The organism is Photobacterium profundum, from assembly GCF_003026285.1.
GTDB classification, from domain to species: Bacteria; Pseudomonadota; Gammaproteobacteria; order Enterobacterales; family Vibrionaceae; genus Photobacterium; species Photobacterium profundum.
Genome location: NZ_PYOD01000017.1, coordinates 22,470 through 38,785 on the forward strand (window position 1 = coordinate 22,470; position 16,316 = coordinate 38,785).

The window sequence follows — 16,316 nt, forward strand, 5'->3', positions numbered from 1 at the left end:
CAGAATTTATCCATGGAGTTTCGAATGAGCGAATTAAAGAATGACCGCTACCTACGTGCGTTATTAAAGCAGCCGGTAGATTGCACACCAGTATGGATGATGCGTCAGGCTGGCCGTTACTTGCCAGAATACCGTGCGACACGTAGCGTTGCTGGTGACTTTATGTCGCTATGTAAGAACGCGGAACTAGCGAGTGAAGTAACGCTTCAACCACTACGTCGTTTTCCTTTGGATGCAGCGATTCTCTTCTCCGATATTTTAACTATTCCTGATGCAATGGGATTAGGTTTGTATTTTGAAGCGGGTGAAGGGCCTAAATTTGAGCGTCCGATTACCTGTAAAGCGGATGTAGATAAGATCGGTCTACCTGATCCGGAAGGCGAGTTGCAGTATGTAATGAATGCAGTACGTCAAATCCGTAAAGATCTGCAAGGTGAAGTACCACTCATTGGCTTCTCTGGTAGCCCATGGACCTTAGCGACTTACATGGTTGAAGGCGGTAGTTCTAAAGCCTTCACTAAGATCAAGAAAATGATGTATGCAGAACCTACAACGCTACATTTACTTCTTGATAAGCTAGCAGATAGCGTTGTTGAATACTTGAATGCGCAAATCAAAGCGGGTGCGCAATCTGTTATGGTGTTTGATACTTGGGGTGGTGTACTAACGCCAAGTGACTATAACGAGTTCTCGTTACGTTATATGCATAAAATCGTTGATGGTCTGATCCGTGAAAACGATGGACGTCGTGTTCCTGTTACGCTATTCACTAAAAATGGCGGCATGTGGTTAGAGCAAATTGCAGCAACAGGTTGTGATGCAATCGGTCTTGATTGGACGATTAATATTGCTGATGCTAATCGTCGAGTAGGAGACAAAGTTGCCCTTCAAGGCAATATGGATCCATCGATTCTATATGCACAACCAGAGCGTATTCGCCAAGAAGTCGCGACGATTCTTGACGGTTACGGTGATGAAGGTACAGGCCACGTCTTTAACCTTGGCCATGGCATTCACTTAGATGTGCCGCCTGAAAATGCAGGTGTGTTCGTTGATGCTGTGCATGAGCTGTCTAAGCCGTATCACAAGTAATCGTATTAACAAAACACAAGAAGCGTCCATTATGGACGCTTTTTTATTAGCCTATTTTTGATATCGGTTGTGGATCACTTTGAGAGGTCTCGATATTTTTTTGCGAATGGATAACATAGCGAGGCCTTCCTTTCACTTCAGTATAAATTCTTCCCACGTATTCACCTAAAATACCAATAGTTATGAGTTGAATGCCTCCCATAAATACCATGACTGTCATCAATGAGGCATATCCAGGTACATCGATGCTAAAAAAGAGTTTTTGAATAATGATGGTACTGCCATAGAAAATAGAAAGGAACGAAATTGCAAAACCAATGTAACTGGCAAGCTTCAAAGGTGTAGTACTAAAATTAGTAATCCCTTCAATCGCTAAATTTAAGAGTTTTAAGCCATTAAATTTAGTTGTTCCTGCAATGCGCTCTGGTCTTTTATATTCAACGATTTCTGGGTTAAAACCAGGCCAAGAAAGAAGTCCTTTCATGAAAAGGTTCTTCTCTTGAAGTGTGATGACGATATCGACAACACGTCTGTCCATAAGTCGAAAGTCACCGACATTTTCTTCAATTTTTGAATGTGAAAGCACGTTATGGAGCTTGTAAAACCAGTTTGCAGTCACTCGTTTAAGCCAGTGATCACTGCTCCGATCTCCGCGTTTTGCTAATACTAACTCAGCGCCTTCTTCCCATTTGAGATACATAGTTTCTATAAGCTCTATCGGATCTTGTAAATCGACATCAAGAGGAACAACAATATCGCCTCGACTGTGTTCTAAACCACAGAATAGCGCAGGCTCTTTACCAAAATTTCGAGAAAAATTTATAAGGCGTACCAAGCTGTCTGTAAGTGTCAATTGTTGAATAATTGAGGCTGTTTCATCACAACTTCCATCGTTAACAAAGATGATTTCTACATCTTTTTGTTGTAGGAAGTGATCACTTCGTACCGCTTGGTAGAATGTATTGATAGTTTCTTGTTCATTAAATACAGGAACAACAAGAGATATAAGCATTACTTATCCTTTAAAAAGAGTAACTTTGAGAACTTATAACCAATTAATAAACTTAATGCTGAGAAGGTGAGCAGTGAGAGTATTGAAGGCAAGGCTAAGTGATCTCCGATATAACCAATTGAATAGCTTAAGATGCCCATGAAAAAAACGTATAGGCTATACTCTTTGGGCTTATATTTGGCTTGGAACGTGTATTTGGCATTCAAAAGATAAGAACCACTGACTGCGACAGAAAATGCCAGTACATTACTACTGCTTTGATTAAGACCATAAGTAATCAAAGTGAAGTATGTGGCAAAGTGAACGGCTGTATTTACAATGCCGATTAAAGCATAACGTGTAAACATTATAGGGCTTCCTTAATGTTTACTAAGTAATCAAGGTACTCTATGAGTGAGACATGCTCTGTTTCATTCGTTTGTGAAATATTTTTTATGCCGTTGTAGCGAACAAAACAGCGATTTACCCAGTCACTTTTATTCGTAGATAGGGGAGACCAATCATAAAATTGCGGTGCTTTTAATACTTTATGTTCAGTCTGAATGATCAAGTTATCAGTTGTATTTAATCGAGCCATTGGTTTCGTGATAAGGGCTTCATTAGTAATGTATAGTCCCCATGTTTCCAAACTTAAAAACGCTGAACTAATTACAAAGAGTGGAATGAAAACACATTTCTTTCTCAGTGTTGACCAATTAATTTGTATTATCATCGATAAAATGAGTGCAGCAAGTACACTTGCCGTTAAATAAGCTCGTCTAGCTGGTATCACACCAACAGTATACGCTGAAGCATCGATGAGCATGAGACAATGGAAAAATACAATCATAAAGGCAGTTGTATAATGCTTGGTGAACAAGGTTTTATTTCTGAGTAAATAGACAAGGGCTACTGCAGACAGAATAAGGTTGTTGAATAAAATTATTGCGCCTAATGAATCACCTGACGGTTTACTACTATTGCTGAATAACAAGCCGATTAATATTAACAGTAAACTTAAATACCCTGATAACAAGTGCCAGCGCTTAAGTGGTATGAAATGGTATTGTGCTTGTAATCTAGCGATAAAATATGTAGTTGCAAGCGATGCGACTGCAAGAACATAGTTCGTTTTATACATCGAACGACCTAGAGTATCGAGATAGTGCGCTGCTAATTGAGGGAATTCAAAAGCTAGGATCCAAGAGATAATTTGTCCTAGTGAAGTGTAATCATCAACACCATTAGCTCTAAGTTGTGTGCCGGGTGCTGTATATAGGGCGATAAAACCAGCAATAAAGCTGACAGTAGGTAAGAGGAATCGGAAGCTTTCCGTGTCTCTATTTATTCTCCTGTAAATAAATATAACAACGTGAATGATGCAGCCTAATGCACCTAAATCAAAACTACTCATTCCTGCAAAAAAGCTAAGCAGGCTAAAAAGAACAATCATGGTGATGTTAGTTGTGTTGTACCAGCTATTTATCCCTGCATAGTAATAACGAAAAACTGTAAAATGCATCAAGCAGAATGCTAGGGGCCATGCATAGTTCATTGCTCCTGCTCGCCAAAGGAATACAGCTCCAAACACGGTTGATATTGATAGTAATGTGAAGAAAATTATTAAGAATAAAGCATCACTATTTGTCTTGCCTCTACGAGCAAAAAGTAGAGGGTGAATCATGATGAGAATGATGGCAAAAACAAAGGTATTCACTATGGCAAAAGGTAGGCCGATTAAGTGAGTGCCAACGAGCACTGAAAATATCTCCCCGACTCTGGCATTCCAAGTCATGTATGTCTTTATTGCGGCTTCTACTCCCCCAAGTTGCACATAGCTTCCTAAATGACAAAAGTCATCAGAAATTAATGGGAATAATGCATTAAGAATGAAGGCAAAGAGAGTAAGCGCCCCTAAAGTAAGAGCATATCTGTTTTTTAAAAGGTTAGGCATAATCGGCATAAAAAGTGAATTCGGTAAGTGAATGTTACAGCAATCCTGTATTTACTGTCACAGTAAACCTGTAAGGAAGTACTAGAGTTGAAGCTTAATTCCCACCCAAATGTTGGTGAACATACTCTCTGATGTATGGCACAACATCTTCTTCAAACCATGGGTTCTTCTTTAACCACAGTGTATTGCGTGGTGAAGGGTGCGGCATCGGAATATACCGAGGTGCCCACTGACGCCAAGCACGCACAGTTTCAGTGAGAGTCTTGGGCTTATTATTAAGATAATAGTTTTGCGCGTATTGCCCAATGACTAATGTCATGCCGATATTGGGTAATAAGGGTAAGACCTGATGATGCCACTGTGTTGCGCATTCTGGTCGCGGCGGTAAATCGCCTGACTTTCCTTTTCCGGGATAGCACAGTCCCATCGGCATGATGGCGATTTGTTGTGGGTTATAGAAGGTTTCTGAGTCTAAATCGAGCCAGCGACGTAGTCGTTCACCGCTTGGGTCATTCCATGGAATGCCAGTTTCATGCACTTTGGTACCAGGTGCTTGACCAATGATCATCAGCTTCGCTTGTGAATGTGCTTGAATGATCGGGCGTGGCCCTGCAAGAAGATGATCCTTGCAGATCTCGCAGTGTCGTATCTGATCGAGTATGTTATTAAGATGTTTCGCCATACTGTAAGCCTCAATATCCTTTGTCAAAATCAACTTTGCAATGTAATGGTTGATTGGCAATAAAACGTAAATAGTTATCTCGAAAAATATTGAATACTTGTTCAGGAAAGCTTTCGGCTGCGATATGAGGCGTAACCGTAATTTTATCATGTTTCCAGAAGGGATGATTTTGTGCGAGTGGCTCTTGATTGAAAACATCCAGAAAAGCATGTTGAACTGAGTTTGTATCTATCGCACCCAATAACCCATGCTCACACACTGCATTACCACGCCCTACATTGAACAGTAAAACGTTATTACAGTGCACTAAAGTACCCGCATTAAGCAGTTGGTCTGTGTTAAGTGTGGCAGGTAAGGTTGAAACAACAATTGTCGCCATAGCCAGTGCATTTGTCAGGTTGGACAAAGAATAAACCTGATCAAATGCAGTTGTATCGGATATACCCGATCGATTAACGCCTATTACTTTAATGCCGAGTACGCTTGCTACCTGAGCTAAATGGCTACCGATAGAACCGGTGCCTAATATCACCATGGTTTGGCTGGTTAAAGAGCAATAAGGCTGTGGCAGCCATACACCCGCGTGTTGTTGCGTGTGATAAAGGCTGAAATGACGTGTGTAATTAAGTGTCAACCCGATAACGTATTCCGCAATGAGTTGACCAAAATGCCCGCGAATGTTGGTTAATTGATAGTCTTGACGCAACCCGGGTTTAATTAGTGCATCAATACCCGCAAAGGTGGACTGCAGCCAGCGTAGTGCAGGGGAGTCATCTAATTGCCGGGCGATCTTGGGAGGATCTGCTAATATTATCGAGGCTTGCTTGGGATCATCGGTGATTTCCAAGCTTGGTAATTGTGCTTGTTTGATTAATTGACGATAGGTCGCTTGTTGTCGAGATACAATCAGTACTTTGTTCATCGCTTTTCCTTTTGTGCGGGCGAGTTATGCATTAAACTCCCTTGCAAATCACTATCGTAGATTATCCCATGCTTAAGAATCCTGTTCAGCTTCGTGTCGAAAAACTAGAACCATGGCAACACCTTACTTTTATGGTCTCACTATGTGAGCGTATGTACCCGAATTTTGCTTTATTTTGTGAAGAAACGAAATTTGCAGAAGCGCAAAAATACCGTGTGATTGTAGATAGTATTTGGGAAATATTGACGGTTAAGAGTGCCAAAATCAACTTTGAAGGTCAGCTAGAAAGATTAGAAGACTTGGTGCCAAGTGCTGCTGATTATGATCTTTATGCGGTACACCCTGCGATTGATGCTTGTGTTGCATTGGCTGATCTACTGCATGCGATGTTAGATCGTGATCTAATGCTTGAGACATTAGAAAAGATTAGTAGCTTATCTGCAGAAACGGTTGCTGATCTTGAGTTTGCTCAAACAGGTATTGAGATAACAAACGAAAACCAAAAAGATAACGAAGCCGTTTGTGAAGAATGGGATGTCCAGTGGGCTATTTTCCGTGCACTAAAAGAAGCTGAACGACGTGATATCGAGTTGATTAAAAGTTTACGTGACGAATTGCGTGATGAGCAAGTCAGCAACATTGGTATTGCGCTGTAAACCACGATAGTCATGAACGAGTGACTGAGCAATATTTAAAAAAGGAGCCTAATGGCTCCTTTTTTACGTCTGGTAAAGAAGGATTAAAGCGCAATGAAAGATGATTCATGCAGGGATACTTACCTTGATGCAAACTTGTTAATCGCTAGTTAAGTGTAATATTTCAATCTGTAACATTAAAAGCAGTTTAATTGACTGGTTGTTGGTTCTTATTTGTTCCAATCGACTTATTTAATATTGTTACTTGAATTGTGATCGTAAAGGCGTTTATAACTGGAGGTAATCGATGAGGTATTGCCTTGTCATCTTAACTATTAATTACGTCATTACTTGTCGTGTAGGAATGAGCATGAAAGCATCCGCTTTTTTGAAAACCGTAAATAACAACAGCGACCTTGCTGTTGGCATTCGCGTGCTCCTCTTACTCTCTCTGAAACTCATTCGGGGCTGACAGGCTATATCTTTTTTCTGTCGGCTTGTGAAGAAGCTGGCAGGGTAATATTCTACATTCAAGCTCCCTCCTAGTTTCCTCCAAGCTTAAACAAACAGCTGTATCGAGGAACATTATGTCTACCAACGTATTAACTGGGCGCAATATCGCAGCCTTAGGATTCATGACTTTTGCCATGTATTTAGGGGCTGGGAACTTGATCTTCCCGCCATTCTTGGGGTTTCAAGCCGGTGAACATTTCCTATCGGGCATGACGGGTTTCCTGTTAACCGGGGTGGGACTTCCTGCGTTGGCGTTGATTATCGTTGCTCTGGTGAAAGGTTCAGATAATCTGACTGCGGCTTTACCTCGCCCGTTAGCGACTAGCTTTTGGGTGATGGTGTTTATCGTGATTGGACCTGCATTTGTTATTCCCCGTGCCATCACGGTGGCGTATCAGTTCAGCTTTGCGCCATTTATTGGTGGTGACGTGTTGGTGCCGTTTTCAATCGCGTTCTGTGTTATTACTATCTTGTTCTCATTGTTTCCGGGGAAATTGGTCGACACCATTGGTAAATGGCTAACCCCTGTTTTATTGGCTATTTTAGCTGTTATGGCAGCTTTTGCGTTCTTGTTTCCTGCTGGTCAAGTGATGCAGGCGAAAGGTCCGTATGTTGATGGAGCGTTGGCAGAAGGCCTGACCCAAGGCTACATGACGATGGATGCTTTGGGCTCGATTGGGTTTGGTTGGGTAATTTTCCGCGCGATCAAAAGTATGGGGGTGGAATGTCCGAAAGCCACTGCCAAATATACCTTCATTGCAGCAGTGATGTATGCAACCGCGATGGCTGCGGTGTACATGTCGCTGGCTTACATCGGTTCAACCAGTGCTTATTTAGGAACAGATTTCACCAATGGTGGTGAGATCTTGACGGCATTTACCAATCACCATTTTGGTGTGTACGGCACCATGTTGCTGGGTTTAGTGATGATATTGGCATGTTTAACGACGGCTATCGGCGTGACTACTGCGGGCAGTGAGTTTTACAACCGTACCTTCTCTTCAGTGTCGTACAGTCGTAGTGTGTGGGTAACGATGATTTTGGCGGGTTTAGTTGCCAATGTGGGCTTGGATCAGTTATTGGCAGTGACGTTACCGGTTGTTGTCGCGTTGCATCCTATTGCCATTGCGTTGTTGATGATTGCGCCACTGCGTCATCGTGTGGCACCAGCTGCAGTATTAATGACGGTGGCGATAGCCTTGATTTTTGGTTGTTTCGATGCCGCGCATATCTTGGGTAGCATGCCGGAAACATGGGATGTTTGGTTTACGCAATATGTGCCGTTGTACCATTATTACGCAGGGTGGATTGTTCCTACGATCGTGATGCTGGTGGCTGGTTTGGTAGTGACACGTATTACCAAGCAGCCTGTAGCTGCTGTCGTGAATGCTTGACGGATAAAAAAGGGACCTTAGTGGTCCCTTTTGGATACAATGTTAAGTATGCGATGTAAATTATTCGTCGTCTTTACTTTCAATCACGCCGTGTTGTTTTTTCCATTTTTCCCAGCGTTGGTAAGCCAGTTGCTGCATGTCGGTATTTTTATCGGCTTCATCGACAATTTCTTCGCCTACTAAGCTTTCAAAAATATCCTCTAGTGTCACTAGCCCCTGAACCGTACCGTATTCATCAACCACAAGAATAAGCTGAGAGTGCTCTGTCATGAGTCGTTCAAATGCCTGTGGTACGCTCATGTTGTTCATTACAACGGGGATCGGGCGCATTATGGCACCCAATTCTTTATTTCCATGGCCAGCTTGGCTTTCAGCAAATAATTCTAGGCGATGAACGAAGCCTAAGATATTGTCTTTTTGCTCGCTATATACTAATGGGCGAGAAAAAGGGCTCTCTTTATGTTTTGATAAAAATGCATTGATTGACTGCTCTGCTTCAACGCGGAAAAGAACAGGGCGAGGTGTCATGATTTTGGTCACACTTACATCACGAAACTGCAGTAAATTCGTCAGAATCTTCGATTCACCTTCCGCTAATTCCCCCGACTCTTTTGCTAACATTGCCATTGCTGATAATTCATCTCGTAATTTTGGTTGTGCATGACCATGAGCTAAACGACGTGTGATTTGTTCTGATACCCAAACAAAAGGGGTTAATGCCCATACCATCCAGTTAAGAATCGTTGACGCTGCCGGTGCCATTTGACGCCAGTAGGTTGCCCCGAGAGTTTTGGGAATAATCTCAGAAAATAACAGAATACCGAAGGTTAAAACGGCAGAAAAAACACCGAGCCACTCACTACCAAATACGACCGTTGCTTGGGCACCTGCTGTTGCTGCACCCACAGTATGGGCAATAGTATTTAGCGTTAAAATAGAGGCCAATGGACGGTCAATATTCTCTTTTAAGGCGGCTAAACGCGGTGCCGCAGGATGGTTTTGCTGGCGTAATGAACCAATATACGTTGGTGAAATACTAAGCAAAACCGCTTCTAAAACCGAGCAAATAAACGAAACACCAATAGCAATTGTGATGTAAATCGTAAGGAGAATCATGCAAACCTGTCAGTGATAAATGTAGATGGGTATATATTAAGCGGTGTTGAGAAGAAGAAATACAACTATTTCACGAATGAGATTTGTAATGTTTTGTGAACTTGCGCTCAGTTTATGGTTAAAGAGTCCGCATATAGCCACATGATAGCTGACAAACCTTTGCCACACGGGCTTATTTTGAATTAGAGTTGTGGCGTCTGAAGAACATAAACCTTAGAGGGGAAACCAAATGAACAAGACTCAACTAATTGACCTGATCGCAGAAAAAGCAGATCTATCAAAAGCGCAAGCTAAGCTAGCTTTGGAATCAACTCTTGAGGGCATTACTGGCGCGCTTAAAGAAGGCGATCAAGTTCAACTAATTGGCTTTGGTACATTTAAAGTAAATCACCGTGCTGCACGTACTGGTCGTAATCCACAGACTGGTCAAGAAATTCAAATTGCAGCTGCGAATGTTCCTGCATTTGTTTCAGGTAAAGCACTGAAAGATGCACTGAAGTAATCTATACTCCGCCAGGTAATATTATCTGGCGGTGTTTTCTTTTATGAAGTTTTTAGTTCCTCTTTTTTCTTTTCTTCTTCTAACTGGCTGTGTGGCTAGTTCTGTTCCTGAAAACCCTATCGCACCTATTCAAACTATTTCTGGTGGTGAAATCACTGGCGATACCACATCACTCTATTGGTACTCTCATCGACAAAAGCGCGCGATTCAATTATCAGAAGTCTTAATCGTGGGTGATGCTAGTAAATATCAATCTGATTATCGTTGGCGAGAAGGCAAGTTGCGTGAGATGAAACGCCAAGGTACACAATTACATGACGATGGATTAAAGTCGTTTACAATGCATGTGCGTTACGACACTGAAGGTAATGCTGTATTCCAGCGTTATACGGTGGCAGACACAGTATTACCATTATCTGATGCTCAACTTACTGAATTAAAGATTCAAGCCAATACTGCGATTGATCTGGTGAAGAATCAAAATAAACAAGGTAAGTCATTAATTCAGGGGCGATGGGCTGGCAATCGTTTTATGCGTTGTGGTGACAATAGAGAGCTTGAAGTTGCTTTTCAGCCAACACTGTCAGATTCAATGTTGCAGCAAGTACAAGCACTGTCTCAAGATGGCTTTATGGCTGTGAATGGTAAAATACAGAAGAAAGCGTTGATAGCAGAACAACTGTTGTTGTTAAAAGGTAATACTCAGCATTGTATTTACCCACCGAAATTATTGGATGAGTAATACTTCAATTTTCGGTTAAGAATAGATAAAAAAACGCGCTGACATATCAGCGCGTTTTTTTATTGATACAACGATGTGAATAATACCTAAGATGTTTACAGAGAATCACTCAGGTTTCATCCTGTACCGAGCATATAGTTATGCTTCTAGCTCGCGTGCAATCGCACGGTAGCCGATGTCATCACGGTGGAACATGCCATCCCATGATATTTGTTTAGTAAGCGCGTAGGCACGTTTCTGGGCGTCAGAAACGCTATCACCCATTGCTGTTGCACATAAAACACGACCACCGTTAGTCACGATAGCGCCATTGTTACTGGCTGTACCGGCTTGGAATACTTTTTCACCGGCAACGTCTTGCTGTGGCAGCCCTGAAATAATTGCGCCTTTCGCGTAATCGGCAGGGTAACCACCAGCGGCTAAAACAATCCCCATCGCAGCACGTGGATCCCACTTCGATTCAACGGTATCCAGTTTCTGGTCAATAGCTGCAAGGCATAATTCAACAAGATCAGACTGTAGGCGTAACATGATTGGTTGTGTTTCAGGATCACCAAAACGGCAGTTGTACTCAATCACTTTTGGTGTGCCATCGGCCATCACCATCAAACCGGCATATAAGAAGCCAGTATAAGGTGTGTTTTCTGCTGCCATACCGCGCACGGTTGGGTAGATAACCTCTTCCATGACACGATCATGAATCGCTTGGGTAACAACAGGTGCTGGAGAGTATGCGCCCATGCCTCCAGTGTTAGGGCCTGTATCGCCATTGCCAACACGTTTGTGATCTTGGCTGGTGGCCATAGGTAGTACATTTTTACCATCGACCATTACGATGAAACTGGCTTCTTCACCGTCGAGGAATTCTTCAATCACCACACGGTGACCAGCCTCGCCAAATGCATTCCCTGCAAGCATGTCGCGCACTGCGTTTTCTGCTTCTTGTAATGTCATCGCAACGATAACGCCTTTACCTGCTGCTAAACCATCAGCTTTAACTACAATCGGAGCACCTTTTTCTTGTAGGTAAGCTAAAGCGGGGTCAATTTCAGTGAAGTTTTGGTATTCAGCGGTAGGGATGTCATGGCGAGCAAGAAAGTCTTTAGTAAATGCTTTTGAGCCTTCAAGCTGAGCAGCTGCTTGTGTTGGACCAAAAATAGCTAACCCTGCCGCACGGAATGCATCAACAACACCAATAACAAGAGGTGCTTCAGGGCCAACAATGGTTAGGTCTATCGCGTTTTCTTTGGCAAAAGCGACTAATGCTTCGATGTCTTCAACACCAATAGCAACATTTTCGACTTTAGGTTCAAGAGCAGTACCAGGGTTACCTGGAGCAACGAAAATAGTGTTTACGTCTGCAGATTGTGCCGTTTTCCACGCGAGTGCATGTTCACGACCACCATTACCAATAATAAGAACTTTCATCGTAATTCTTCCCTAATGTTCAATGTACTTACTAAATAGAGAAGCCCCTGATGTGAATCAGAGGCATAGTATTCGTTTAAACAGGCCAGCGAAATGCACTGGCCTTTTTTGCTATGTGCAACTTAGTGGCGGAAGTGACGCATGCCAGTAAATAGCATTGCCATGCCGTGTTCATCGGCTGCTGCGATAACTTCATTATCACGCATAGAACCACCCGGTTGAATAACGCATTTAATGCCAGCTTCAGCAGCGGCGTCTATACCATCACGGAATGGGAAGAATGCATCCGATGCCATTACACAACCTTCAACTTGAAGGCCTTCGTCAGCGGCTTTAATACCTGCAATTTTTGCAGAGTAAACACGGCTCATTTGGCCAGCACCAACGCCAACAGTCATGTCACCCTTAGAGTAAACAATCGCATTAGATTTTACGTATTTTGCTACTTTCCAGCAGAATAATGCGTCTTTTAACTCTTCAGCGGTTGGTTGACGCTTAGAAACTACATTAAGGTCGTCAGCTGAAACCATACCTTGGTCACGGTCTTGTACTAATAGACCACCATTAACGCGCTTAACGTCAAAGCTAGTGGTTTTAGTTGACCATTCGCCGCACTCAAGTAAACGAAGGTTTTTCTTCGCTGCAATGATTTCAATCGCTTCTGCTGATACTGAAGGCGCAATGATGACTTCAACGAACTGACGCTCAGTGATAGCAGTTGCTGTTGCCGCATCGAGTTGACGGTTAAAAGCTATGATGCCACCAAAGGCTGATGTTGGATCTGTTTGATAAGCACGGTTGTACGCTTCTAGAACGTCTTTACCTAGCGCAACACCACATGGGTTAGCGTGTTTAACTATTACACATGCTGGCTCATCGAATTCTTTCACACATTCAAGTGCTGCGTCAGTATCGGCGATGTTGTTGTAAGAAAGTGCTTTACCTTGAATTTGGCGAGCAGTAGAGACTGACGCTTCTTCAGGGTTAGCTTCAACATAGAAAGCAGCAGCTTGGTGGCTGTTTTCGCCGTAGCGCATGTCTTGTTTCTTTTCGAACTGCTGGTTAAAGGTGCGTGGGAATTTAGATTCAGTATCGCCTTCAGTATTGTCACCGTACGATGGCACCATTGTACCAAAGTAGTTCGCAATCATACCGTCATAAGCGGCAGTATGTTCAAAGGCTGCAATAGCAAGATCAAAGCGGGTCGCGTGTGTAAGTGAACCGTTGTTTGTTGCCATTTCTGTTAATACGCGATCGTAGTCGTGCGCATTCACAATGATCGTGACGTCTTTGTGGTTCTTCGCAGCTGAACGTACCATTGTTGGACCACCGATATCGATGTTCTCAACGGCGTCAGCCAGTGTACAACCTTCTTTCGCCACTGTTTCTGCGAATGGGTATAGGTTAACGACAACCATATCGATTGGTGCAATGCCATGTTCAGCCATTACTGCGTCATCTTGACCACGACGACCAAGTACACCGCCGTGTACTTTAGGATGCAGTGTCTTTACACGACCATCCATCATTTCTGGGAAGCCAGTATATTCAGAAACTTCAGTTACTTTGATATTTTTCTCTGCAAGTAGACGCGCAGTACCGCCAGTAGAAAGGATCTCTACGCCACGGTTAGCTAGTGCTTGAGCGAATTCAACAATACCAGTTTTGTCTGATACGCTAATAAGCGCACGGTGAACAGGACGAGCGTTTTCCATTGCTACCATCTCTCTAAATACACGGTGAATAGGATATTTCCCAAAACAACTGCATGATGTCGGTAGTCTTGGGAAATAGCCTCGGCTAAAATTGAAAAAACCAAGCTTTCATTGAGCTGTAGAAGCATCTGTTGTGCGTATTTTACATTAATTTCGAAGTGACGCAAACGTTTGCTCTTGGCTGTTTTCCCTATTTAACCCTACAAAATCATTGAAGCACAACGGAGTCGGTATATGTATTTGATTGGACAGCTCGCAAAATTATGTGGGGTAAGTAACGATACACTGCGGTTTTATGAAAAAAATGGCTTGATGGAGCCTGCTGGGCGTAGCAATAGTGGTTATCGCTTATACAGTGAAGAAAACTTGTCGCGCATCAATTTTATTATTAGGGCGAAAGCAATTGGATTGAGCCTCGATGAAATTCGCGAGTTGCTGGGCATTCGACTAGAAGCCAGTCAACATAGCTGTGCAGAGGTGAAAGCCATTACTCAAACGAAGTTAGATGATGTTGATATGAAAATCGCAGAATTAACGCGAATTCGAACTGCATTGAAGAAACTTAATGATGCTTGTTGTGGTCATGTGGACGATGATGCCAGCCACTGCTCGATCCTTGAGGCGCTTGATGAGCGAGATTGTTGTTCTACATTACACGTAAATAAGTGATTGAGCCAAAATGTATTGTTATCTATTACTCTTCATCTGACGATGTCGCTTCTTTGGCATTGCTAATGACATCTTTAGTGGTATCACGGAAAAAATGACCAGTGGCACGGGTAACATCACGAGTGGTATGACCGATTTCAGTGAAGCCATCCTTAATGCCTTGCTTCTCTTGAGCTGAGCAGCCTATTAAAAGTACGCTGCTTAATGTGATACACAAAAGTTGCTTTTTCATATCGCCTCTTTTCGGTTCGTGAGATGAGTTAAATAAGATATTTTAATGCGACGAACATTTCACTAAAAATTTAATGATTAACGTGATCTTACTTTTCTAGCGGGGATAGCTTGGGGATATAAACTGTGATAGCTTCAAAGCCAGTCAATAAAAATGAATGATAGGGAATATCATGTTGAATGTTAATGAATATTTTGAAGGCCAAGTGAAATCAATCGGTTTTGAAACTCAAGGCGATCGAACGAGTGTTGGTGTTATGGCTGCTGGGGAATATACGTTTGGTACCGCTGCACCCGAGCGAATGACTGTGGTTAAAGGCTCAATGGATGTGAAGCGACCTGGTCATGTAGAATGGGAGACATTCAATGCAGGGGATGATTTTGAAGTACCAGGTGATTCATCATTCGAGGTAAAAATCATGTCATCGACGGCATATCTGTGTGACTACCTTTAATTTCTGGTGCTCTATCGACTAAGTATAATGCTTGGTATCGCATCATAAAAAGCTTCGTCTCTACGAAGCTTTTTTTATAGCTATAAAAAGGTAAATAGTCATAAGTTAATTTTAAATTTATGATTTTATGCAGATTCACGCTGTAGCAACGTCGGGGAAAGTATAACCCTTTGTGCTGAGCCTGTATTTTTCTTCATTCTTTCCAGTAAACGTAAACCTGCTTGCTGACCGATTTCTTTAGCTGGTGAGGTAACAAAGGTTAACGATGGCTGAGTAAGTTCTGCTTCTGGTACATCATCAAAGCCGATTAATGCCACTTGTTGACCAATGTAATTATCCTTACCAATACTACGGTTCGCTCGGCGCACACCGTAAATAGCACCTAATGCTGTCGCTGGGCGATGGCATAAAATGGCGGTAATTTTTGGCTGGTGGTTCAATAGATACTGCACAGTTTCAGCGGCTTCTTTTTGTGAATTACCACACTCTAGCACCCACTCATTTTTGAAGGGTAAGCCATATTGCATCAAGGTTGTACAATAGCCGCCAATACGTTCTGCACGTGTTAATGAATCGCTGCTTCCACCCACATAGGCAATATGGCGGTGCCCCTGTTCAATAAGGTATTGAGTTGCCATTTTGGATGCGTGATTATTATCTGGACCGATATAATCAATATCGAACTCGACTGATGCGCGTGCCACACACACGATCGGTATCTCGTGGGTTTCTGCCATGTCGATAATCGGTTGTGTAGAACCTCTTACTGGGCTGAATACAATACCTGCGACGCTCTGTTGCACCATCGATTGAACACATTTCAAAAGCTTATCTGGTGAGTCGCCACATTGTGCTAAAAAGAGCATATAGCCGTGCTTTTCTAGTTCTTCGCTGATCCCTGCCGTAATTTCGGTATAAAAAGGATCCGTAATGTCACGTAGGATCAAGCCGATCAAGTTCGATTGATTTGATCGTAAGTTAGCCGCCGCTTTATTCCGTACATAGCCGAGATCATCAATAGCCTTATTGACTTTTTTGATGGTGGATTCAGATATCCTTCCTTTATTACCTAATACCAGTGACACGGTAGATACCGAGACTCCCGCGTATTCTGCAACATCAGTGATTTTTATTTTTCGAGGACTCATTAACAACAACTTATGGAATTTATTAGCACGCCTTAGGGTGCATTATAACGAAGTAAAACGTTATATCTATTTAACCATAACCTTATCAGGATCACAGTTTAGATAATGTGTTTTACGTCGCGGTATT

17 protein-coding genes are annotated in these 16,316 nt (G+C 42.5%); 7 read left to right on the plus strand and 10 right to left on the minus strand.

All coding sequences use genetic code 11. The features are described from left to right. The first annotated feature begins 24 nt into the window (after nucleotides 1-24). On the plus strand, nucleotides 25-1,092 hold the full coding sequence (gene hemE, locus C9J48_RS23235) for a uroporphyrinogen decarboxylase (protein WP_006233759.1): 1,068 nt from the start codon (nucleotides 25-27) through the stop codon (nucleotides 1,090-1,092). A 46-nt stretch (nucleotides 1,093-1,138) separates the two neighbouring features. On the opposite strand, the gene C9J48_RS23240 is transcribed toward hemE, so the two are convergent. From C9J48_RS23240 to C9J48_RS23260, 5 genes are all read right to left on the minus strand, one after another. Beyond that, a complete protein-coding gene (locus tag C9J48_RS23240) occupies nucleotides 1,139-2,104 on the minus strand; it encodes a glycosyltransferase family 2 protein (protein ID WP_006233758.1) in 966 nt (321 codons plus the stop codon). After that, nucleotides 2,104-2,451 (minus strand): GtrA family protein, encoded by a 348-nt coding sequence (locus C9J48_RS23245; protein WP_006233757.1) that lies wholly within the window; start codon nucleotides 2,449-2,451, stop codon nucleotides 2,104-2,106. Before C9J48_RS23245 ends, C9J48_RS23240 begins: the two co-directional genes overlap by 1 nt. Beyond that, nucleotides 2,451-4,046, minus strand: a complete 1,596-nt coding sequence (locus C9J48_RS23250) for a DUF6056 family protein (protein WP_006233756.1) — start codon at nucleotides 4,044-4,046, stop codon at nucleotides 2,451-2,453. The genes C9J48_RS23245 and C9J48_RS23250 overlap by 1 nt, the downstream gene beginning before the upstream one ends. Before the next feature lie 85 nt (nucleotides 4,047-4,131). Continuing rightward, entirely contained in the window at nucleotides 4,132-4,719 is a 588-nt protein-coding gene (locus C9J48_RS23255; protein WP_006233755.1) for a uracil-DNA glycosylase family protein, read from the minus strand. A 10-nt stretch (nucleotides 4,720-4,729) separates the two neighbouring features. Next, entirely contained in the window at nucleotides 4,730-5,641 is a 912-nt protein-coding gene (locus tag C9J48_RS23260; RefSeq protein WP_006233754.1) for a D-2-hydroxyacid dehydrogenase, read from the minus strand. A gap of 68 nt (nucleotides 5,642-5,709) precedes the next feature. On the opposite strand from C9J48_RS23260, the gene C9J48_RS23265 reads away from it, so the two are divergent. Both C9J48_RS23265 and brnQ read left to right on the plus strand, forming a co-directional pair. Continuing rightward, nucleotides 5,710-6,297 (plus strand): YjaG family protein, encoded by a 588-nt coding sequence (locus C9J48_RS23265; protein WP_006233753.1) that lies wholly within the window; start codon nucleotides 5,710-5,712, stop codon nucleotides 6,295-6,297. Between the two features lie 566 nt (nucleotides 6,298-6,863). Beyond that, a complete protein-coding gene (gene brnQ / locus C9J48_RS23270) occupies nucleotides 6,864-8,183 on the plus strand; it encodes a branched-chain amino acid transport system II carrier protein (RefSeq protein WP_006233752.1) in 1,320 nt (439 codons plus the stop codon). Between the two features lie 60 nt (nucleotides 8,184-8,243). Here the strand turns inward: brnQ and C9J48_RS23275 are convergent, their stop codons facing one another. Beyond that, entirely contained in the window at nucleotides 8,244-9,299 is a 1,056-nt protein-coding gene (locus tag C9J48_RS23275; RefSeq protein WP_006233751.1) for a CNNM domain-containing protein, read from the minus strand. Nucleotides 9,300-9,528: 229 nt separating this feature from the next. Here C9J48_RS23275 and hupA point away from each other — a divergent pair, with 229 nt between their 5' ends. Beyond that, nucleotides 9,529-9,801 carry a nucleoid-associated protein HU-alpha gene (hupA, locus tag C9J48_RS23280; RefSeq protein ID WP_006233750.1) on the plus strand — a complete coding sequence of 91 codons (273 nt, stop codon included), beginning with the start codon at nucleotides 9,529-9,531 and terminating at the stop codon, nucleotides 9,799-9,801. Nucleotides 9,802-9,844: 43 nt separating this feature from the next. Further along, nucleotides 9,845-10,543, plus strand: coding sequence for a DUF1481 domain-containing protein (locus C9J48_RS23285; protein WP_006233749.1), 699 nt, complete (start codon nucleotides 9,845-9,847; stop codon nucleotides 10,541-10,543). A gap of 138 nt (nucleotides 10,544-10,681) precedes the next feature. On the opposite strand, the gene purD is transcribed toward C9J48_RS23285, so the two are convergent. Then, nucleotides 10,682-11,971 carry a phosphoribosylamine--glycine ligase gene (gene purD / locus C9J48_RS23290; RefSeq protein WP_006233748.1) on the minus strand — a complete coding sequence of 430 codons (1,290 nt, stop codon included), beginning with the start codon at nucleotides 11,969-11,971 and terminating at the stop codon, nucleotides 10,682-10,684. A 122-nt stretch (nucleotides 11,972-12,093) separates the two neighbouring features. After that, on the minus strand, nucleotides 12,094-13,686 hold the full coding sequence (gene purH / locus C9J48_RS23295) for a bifunctional phosphoribosylaminoimidazolecarboxamide formyltransferase/IMP cyclohydrolase (protein WP_006233747.1): 1,593 nt from the start codon (nucleotides 13,684-13,686) through the stop codon (nucleotides 12,094-12,096). 234 nt (nucleotides 13,687-13,920) lie between these two features. Here purH and zntR point away from each other — a divergent pair, with 234 nt between their 5' ends. Beyond that, on the plus strand, nucleotides 13,921-14,355 hold the full coding sequence (gene zntR / locus C9J48_RS23300) for a Zn(2+)-responsive transcriptional regulator (protein ID WP_006233746.1): 435 nt from the start codon (nucleotides 13,921-13,923) through the stop codon (nucleotides 14,353-14,355). 25 nt (nucleotides 14,356-14,380) lie between these two features. Here the strand turns inward: zntR and C9J48_RS23305 are convergent, their stop codons facing one another. Further along, nucleotides 14,381-14,587 carry a hypothetical protein gene (locus C9J48_RS23305; protein ID WP_006233745.1) on the minus strand — a complete coding sequence of 69 codons (207 nt, stop codon included), beginning with the start codon at nucleotides 14,585-14,587 and terminating at the stop codon, nucleotides 14,381-14,383. Nucleotides 14,588-14,759: 172 nt separating this feature from the next. On the opposite strand from C9J48_RS23305, the gene ppnP reads away from it, so the two are divergent. After that, entirely contained in the window at nucleotides 14,760-15,041 is a 282-nt protein-coding gene (gene ppnP / locus C9J48_RS23310) for a pyrimidine/purine nucleoside phosphorylase (protein WP_006233744.1), read from the plus strand. 125 nt (nucleotides 15,042-15,166) lie between these two features. Here the strand turns inward: ppnP and malI are convergent, their stop codons facing one another. After that, entirely contained in the window at nucleotides 15,167-16,189 is a 1,023-nt protein-coding gene (gene malI, locus C9J48_RS23315) for a Mal regulon transcriptional regulator MalI (RefSeq protein WP_006233743.1), read from the minus strand. Nucleotides 16,190-16,316: the final 127 nt, after the last annotated feature.

Bases quoted from the DNA above. Each gene is read 5' to 3' on its own strand.
- zntR (WP_006233746.1), top strand. From the start codon at position 13,921: ATGTATTTGATTGGACAGCTCGCAAAATTATGTGGGGTAAGTAACGAT.
- C9J48_RS23250 (WP_006233756.1), bottom strand. From the start codon at position 4,046: ATGCCGATTATGCCTAACCTTTTAAAAAACAGATATGCTCTTACTTTA.
- brnQ (WP_006233752.1), top strand. From the start codon at position 6,864: ATGTCTACCAACGTATTAACTGGGCGCAATATCGCAGCCTTAGGATTC.
- purD (WP_006233748.1), bottom strand. From the start codon at position 11,971: ATGAAAGTTCTTATTATTGGTAATGGTGGTCGTGAACATGCACTCGCG.
- C9J48_RS23265 (WP_006233753.1), top strand. From the start codon at position 5,710: ATGCTTAAGAATCCTGTTCAGCTTCGTGTCGAAAAACTAGAACCATGG.
- C9J48_RS23260 (WP_006233754.1), bottom strand. From the start codon at position 5,641: ATGAACAAAGTACTGATTGTATCTCGACAACAAGCGACCTATCGTCAA.
- C9J48_RS23275 (WP_006233751.1), bottom strand. From the start codon at position 9,299: ATGATTCTCCTTACGATTTACATCACAATTGCTATTGGTGTTTCGTTT.
- purH (WP_006233747.1), bottom strand. From the start codon at position 13,686: ATGGAAAACGCTCGTCCTGTTCACCGTGCGCTTATTAGCGTATCAGAC.
- malI (WP_006233743.1), bottom strand. From the start codon at position 16,189: ATGAGTCCTCGAAAAATAAAAATCACTGATGTTGCAGAATACGCGGGA.
- C9J48_RS23285 (WP_006233749.1), top strand. From the start codon at position 9,845: ATGAAGTTTTTAGTTCCTCTTTTTTCTTTTCTTCTTCTAACTGGCTGT.
- C9J48_RS23305 (WP_006233745.1), bottom strand. From the start codon at position 14,587: ATGAAAAAGCAACTTTTGTGTATCACATTAAGCAGCGTACTTTTAATA.
- ppnP (WP_006233744.1), top strand. From the start codon at position 14,760: ATGTTGAATGTTAATGAATATTTTGAAGGCCAAGTGAAATCAATCGGT.
- hupA (WP_006233750.1), top strand. From the start codon at position 9,529: ATGAACAAGACTCAACTAATTGACCTGATCGCAGAAAAAGCAGATCTA.
- C9J48_RS23245 (WP_006233757.1), bottom strand. From the start codon at position 2,451: ATGTTTACACGTTATGCTTTAATCGGCATTGTAAATACAGCCGTTCAC.
- hemE (WP_006233759.1), top strand. From the start codon at position 25: ATGAGCGAATTAAAGAATGACCGCTACCTACGTGCGTTATTAAAGCAG.
- C9J48_RS23255 (WP_006233755.1), bottom strand. From the start codon at position 4,719: ATGGCGAAACATCTTAATAACATACTCGATCAGATACGACACTGCGAG.
- C9J48_RS23240 (WP_006233758.1), bottom strand. From the start codon at position 2,104: ATGCTTATATCTCTTGTTGTTCCTGTATTTAATGAACAAGAAACTATC.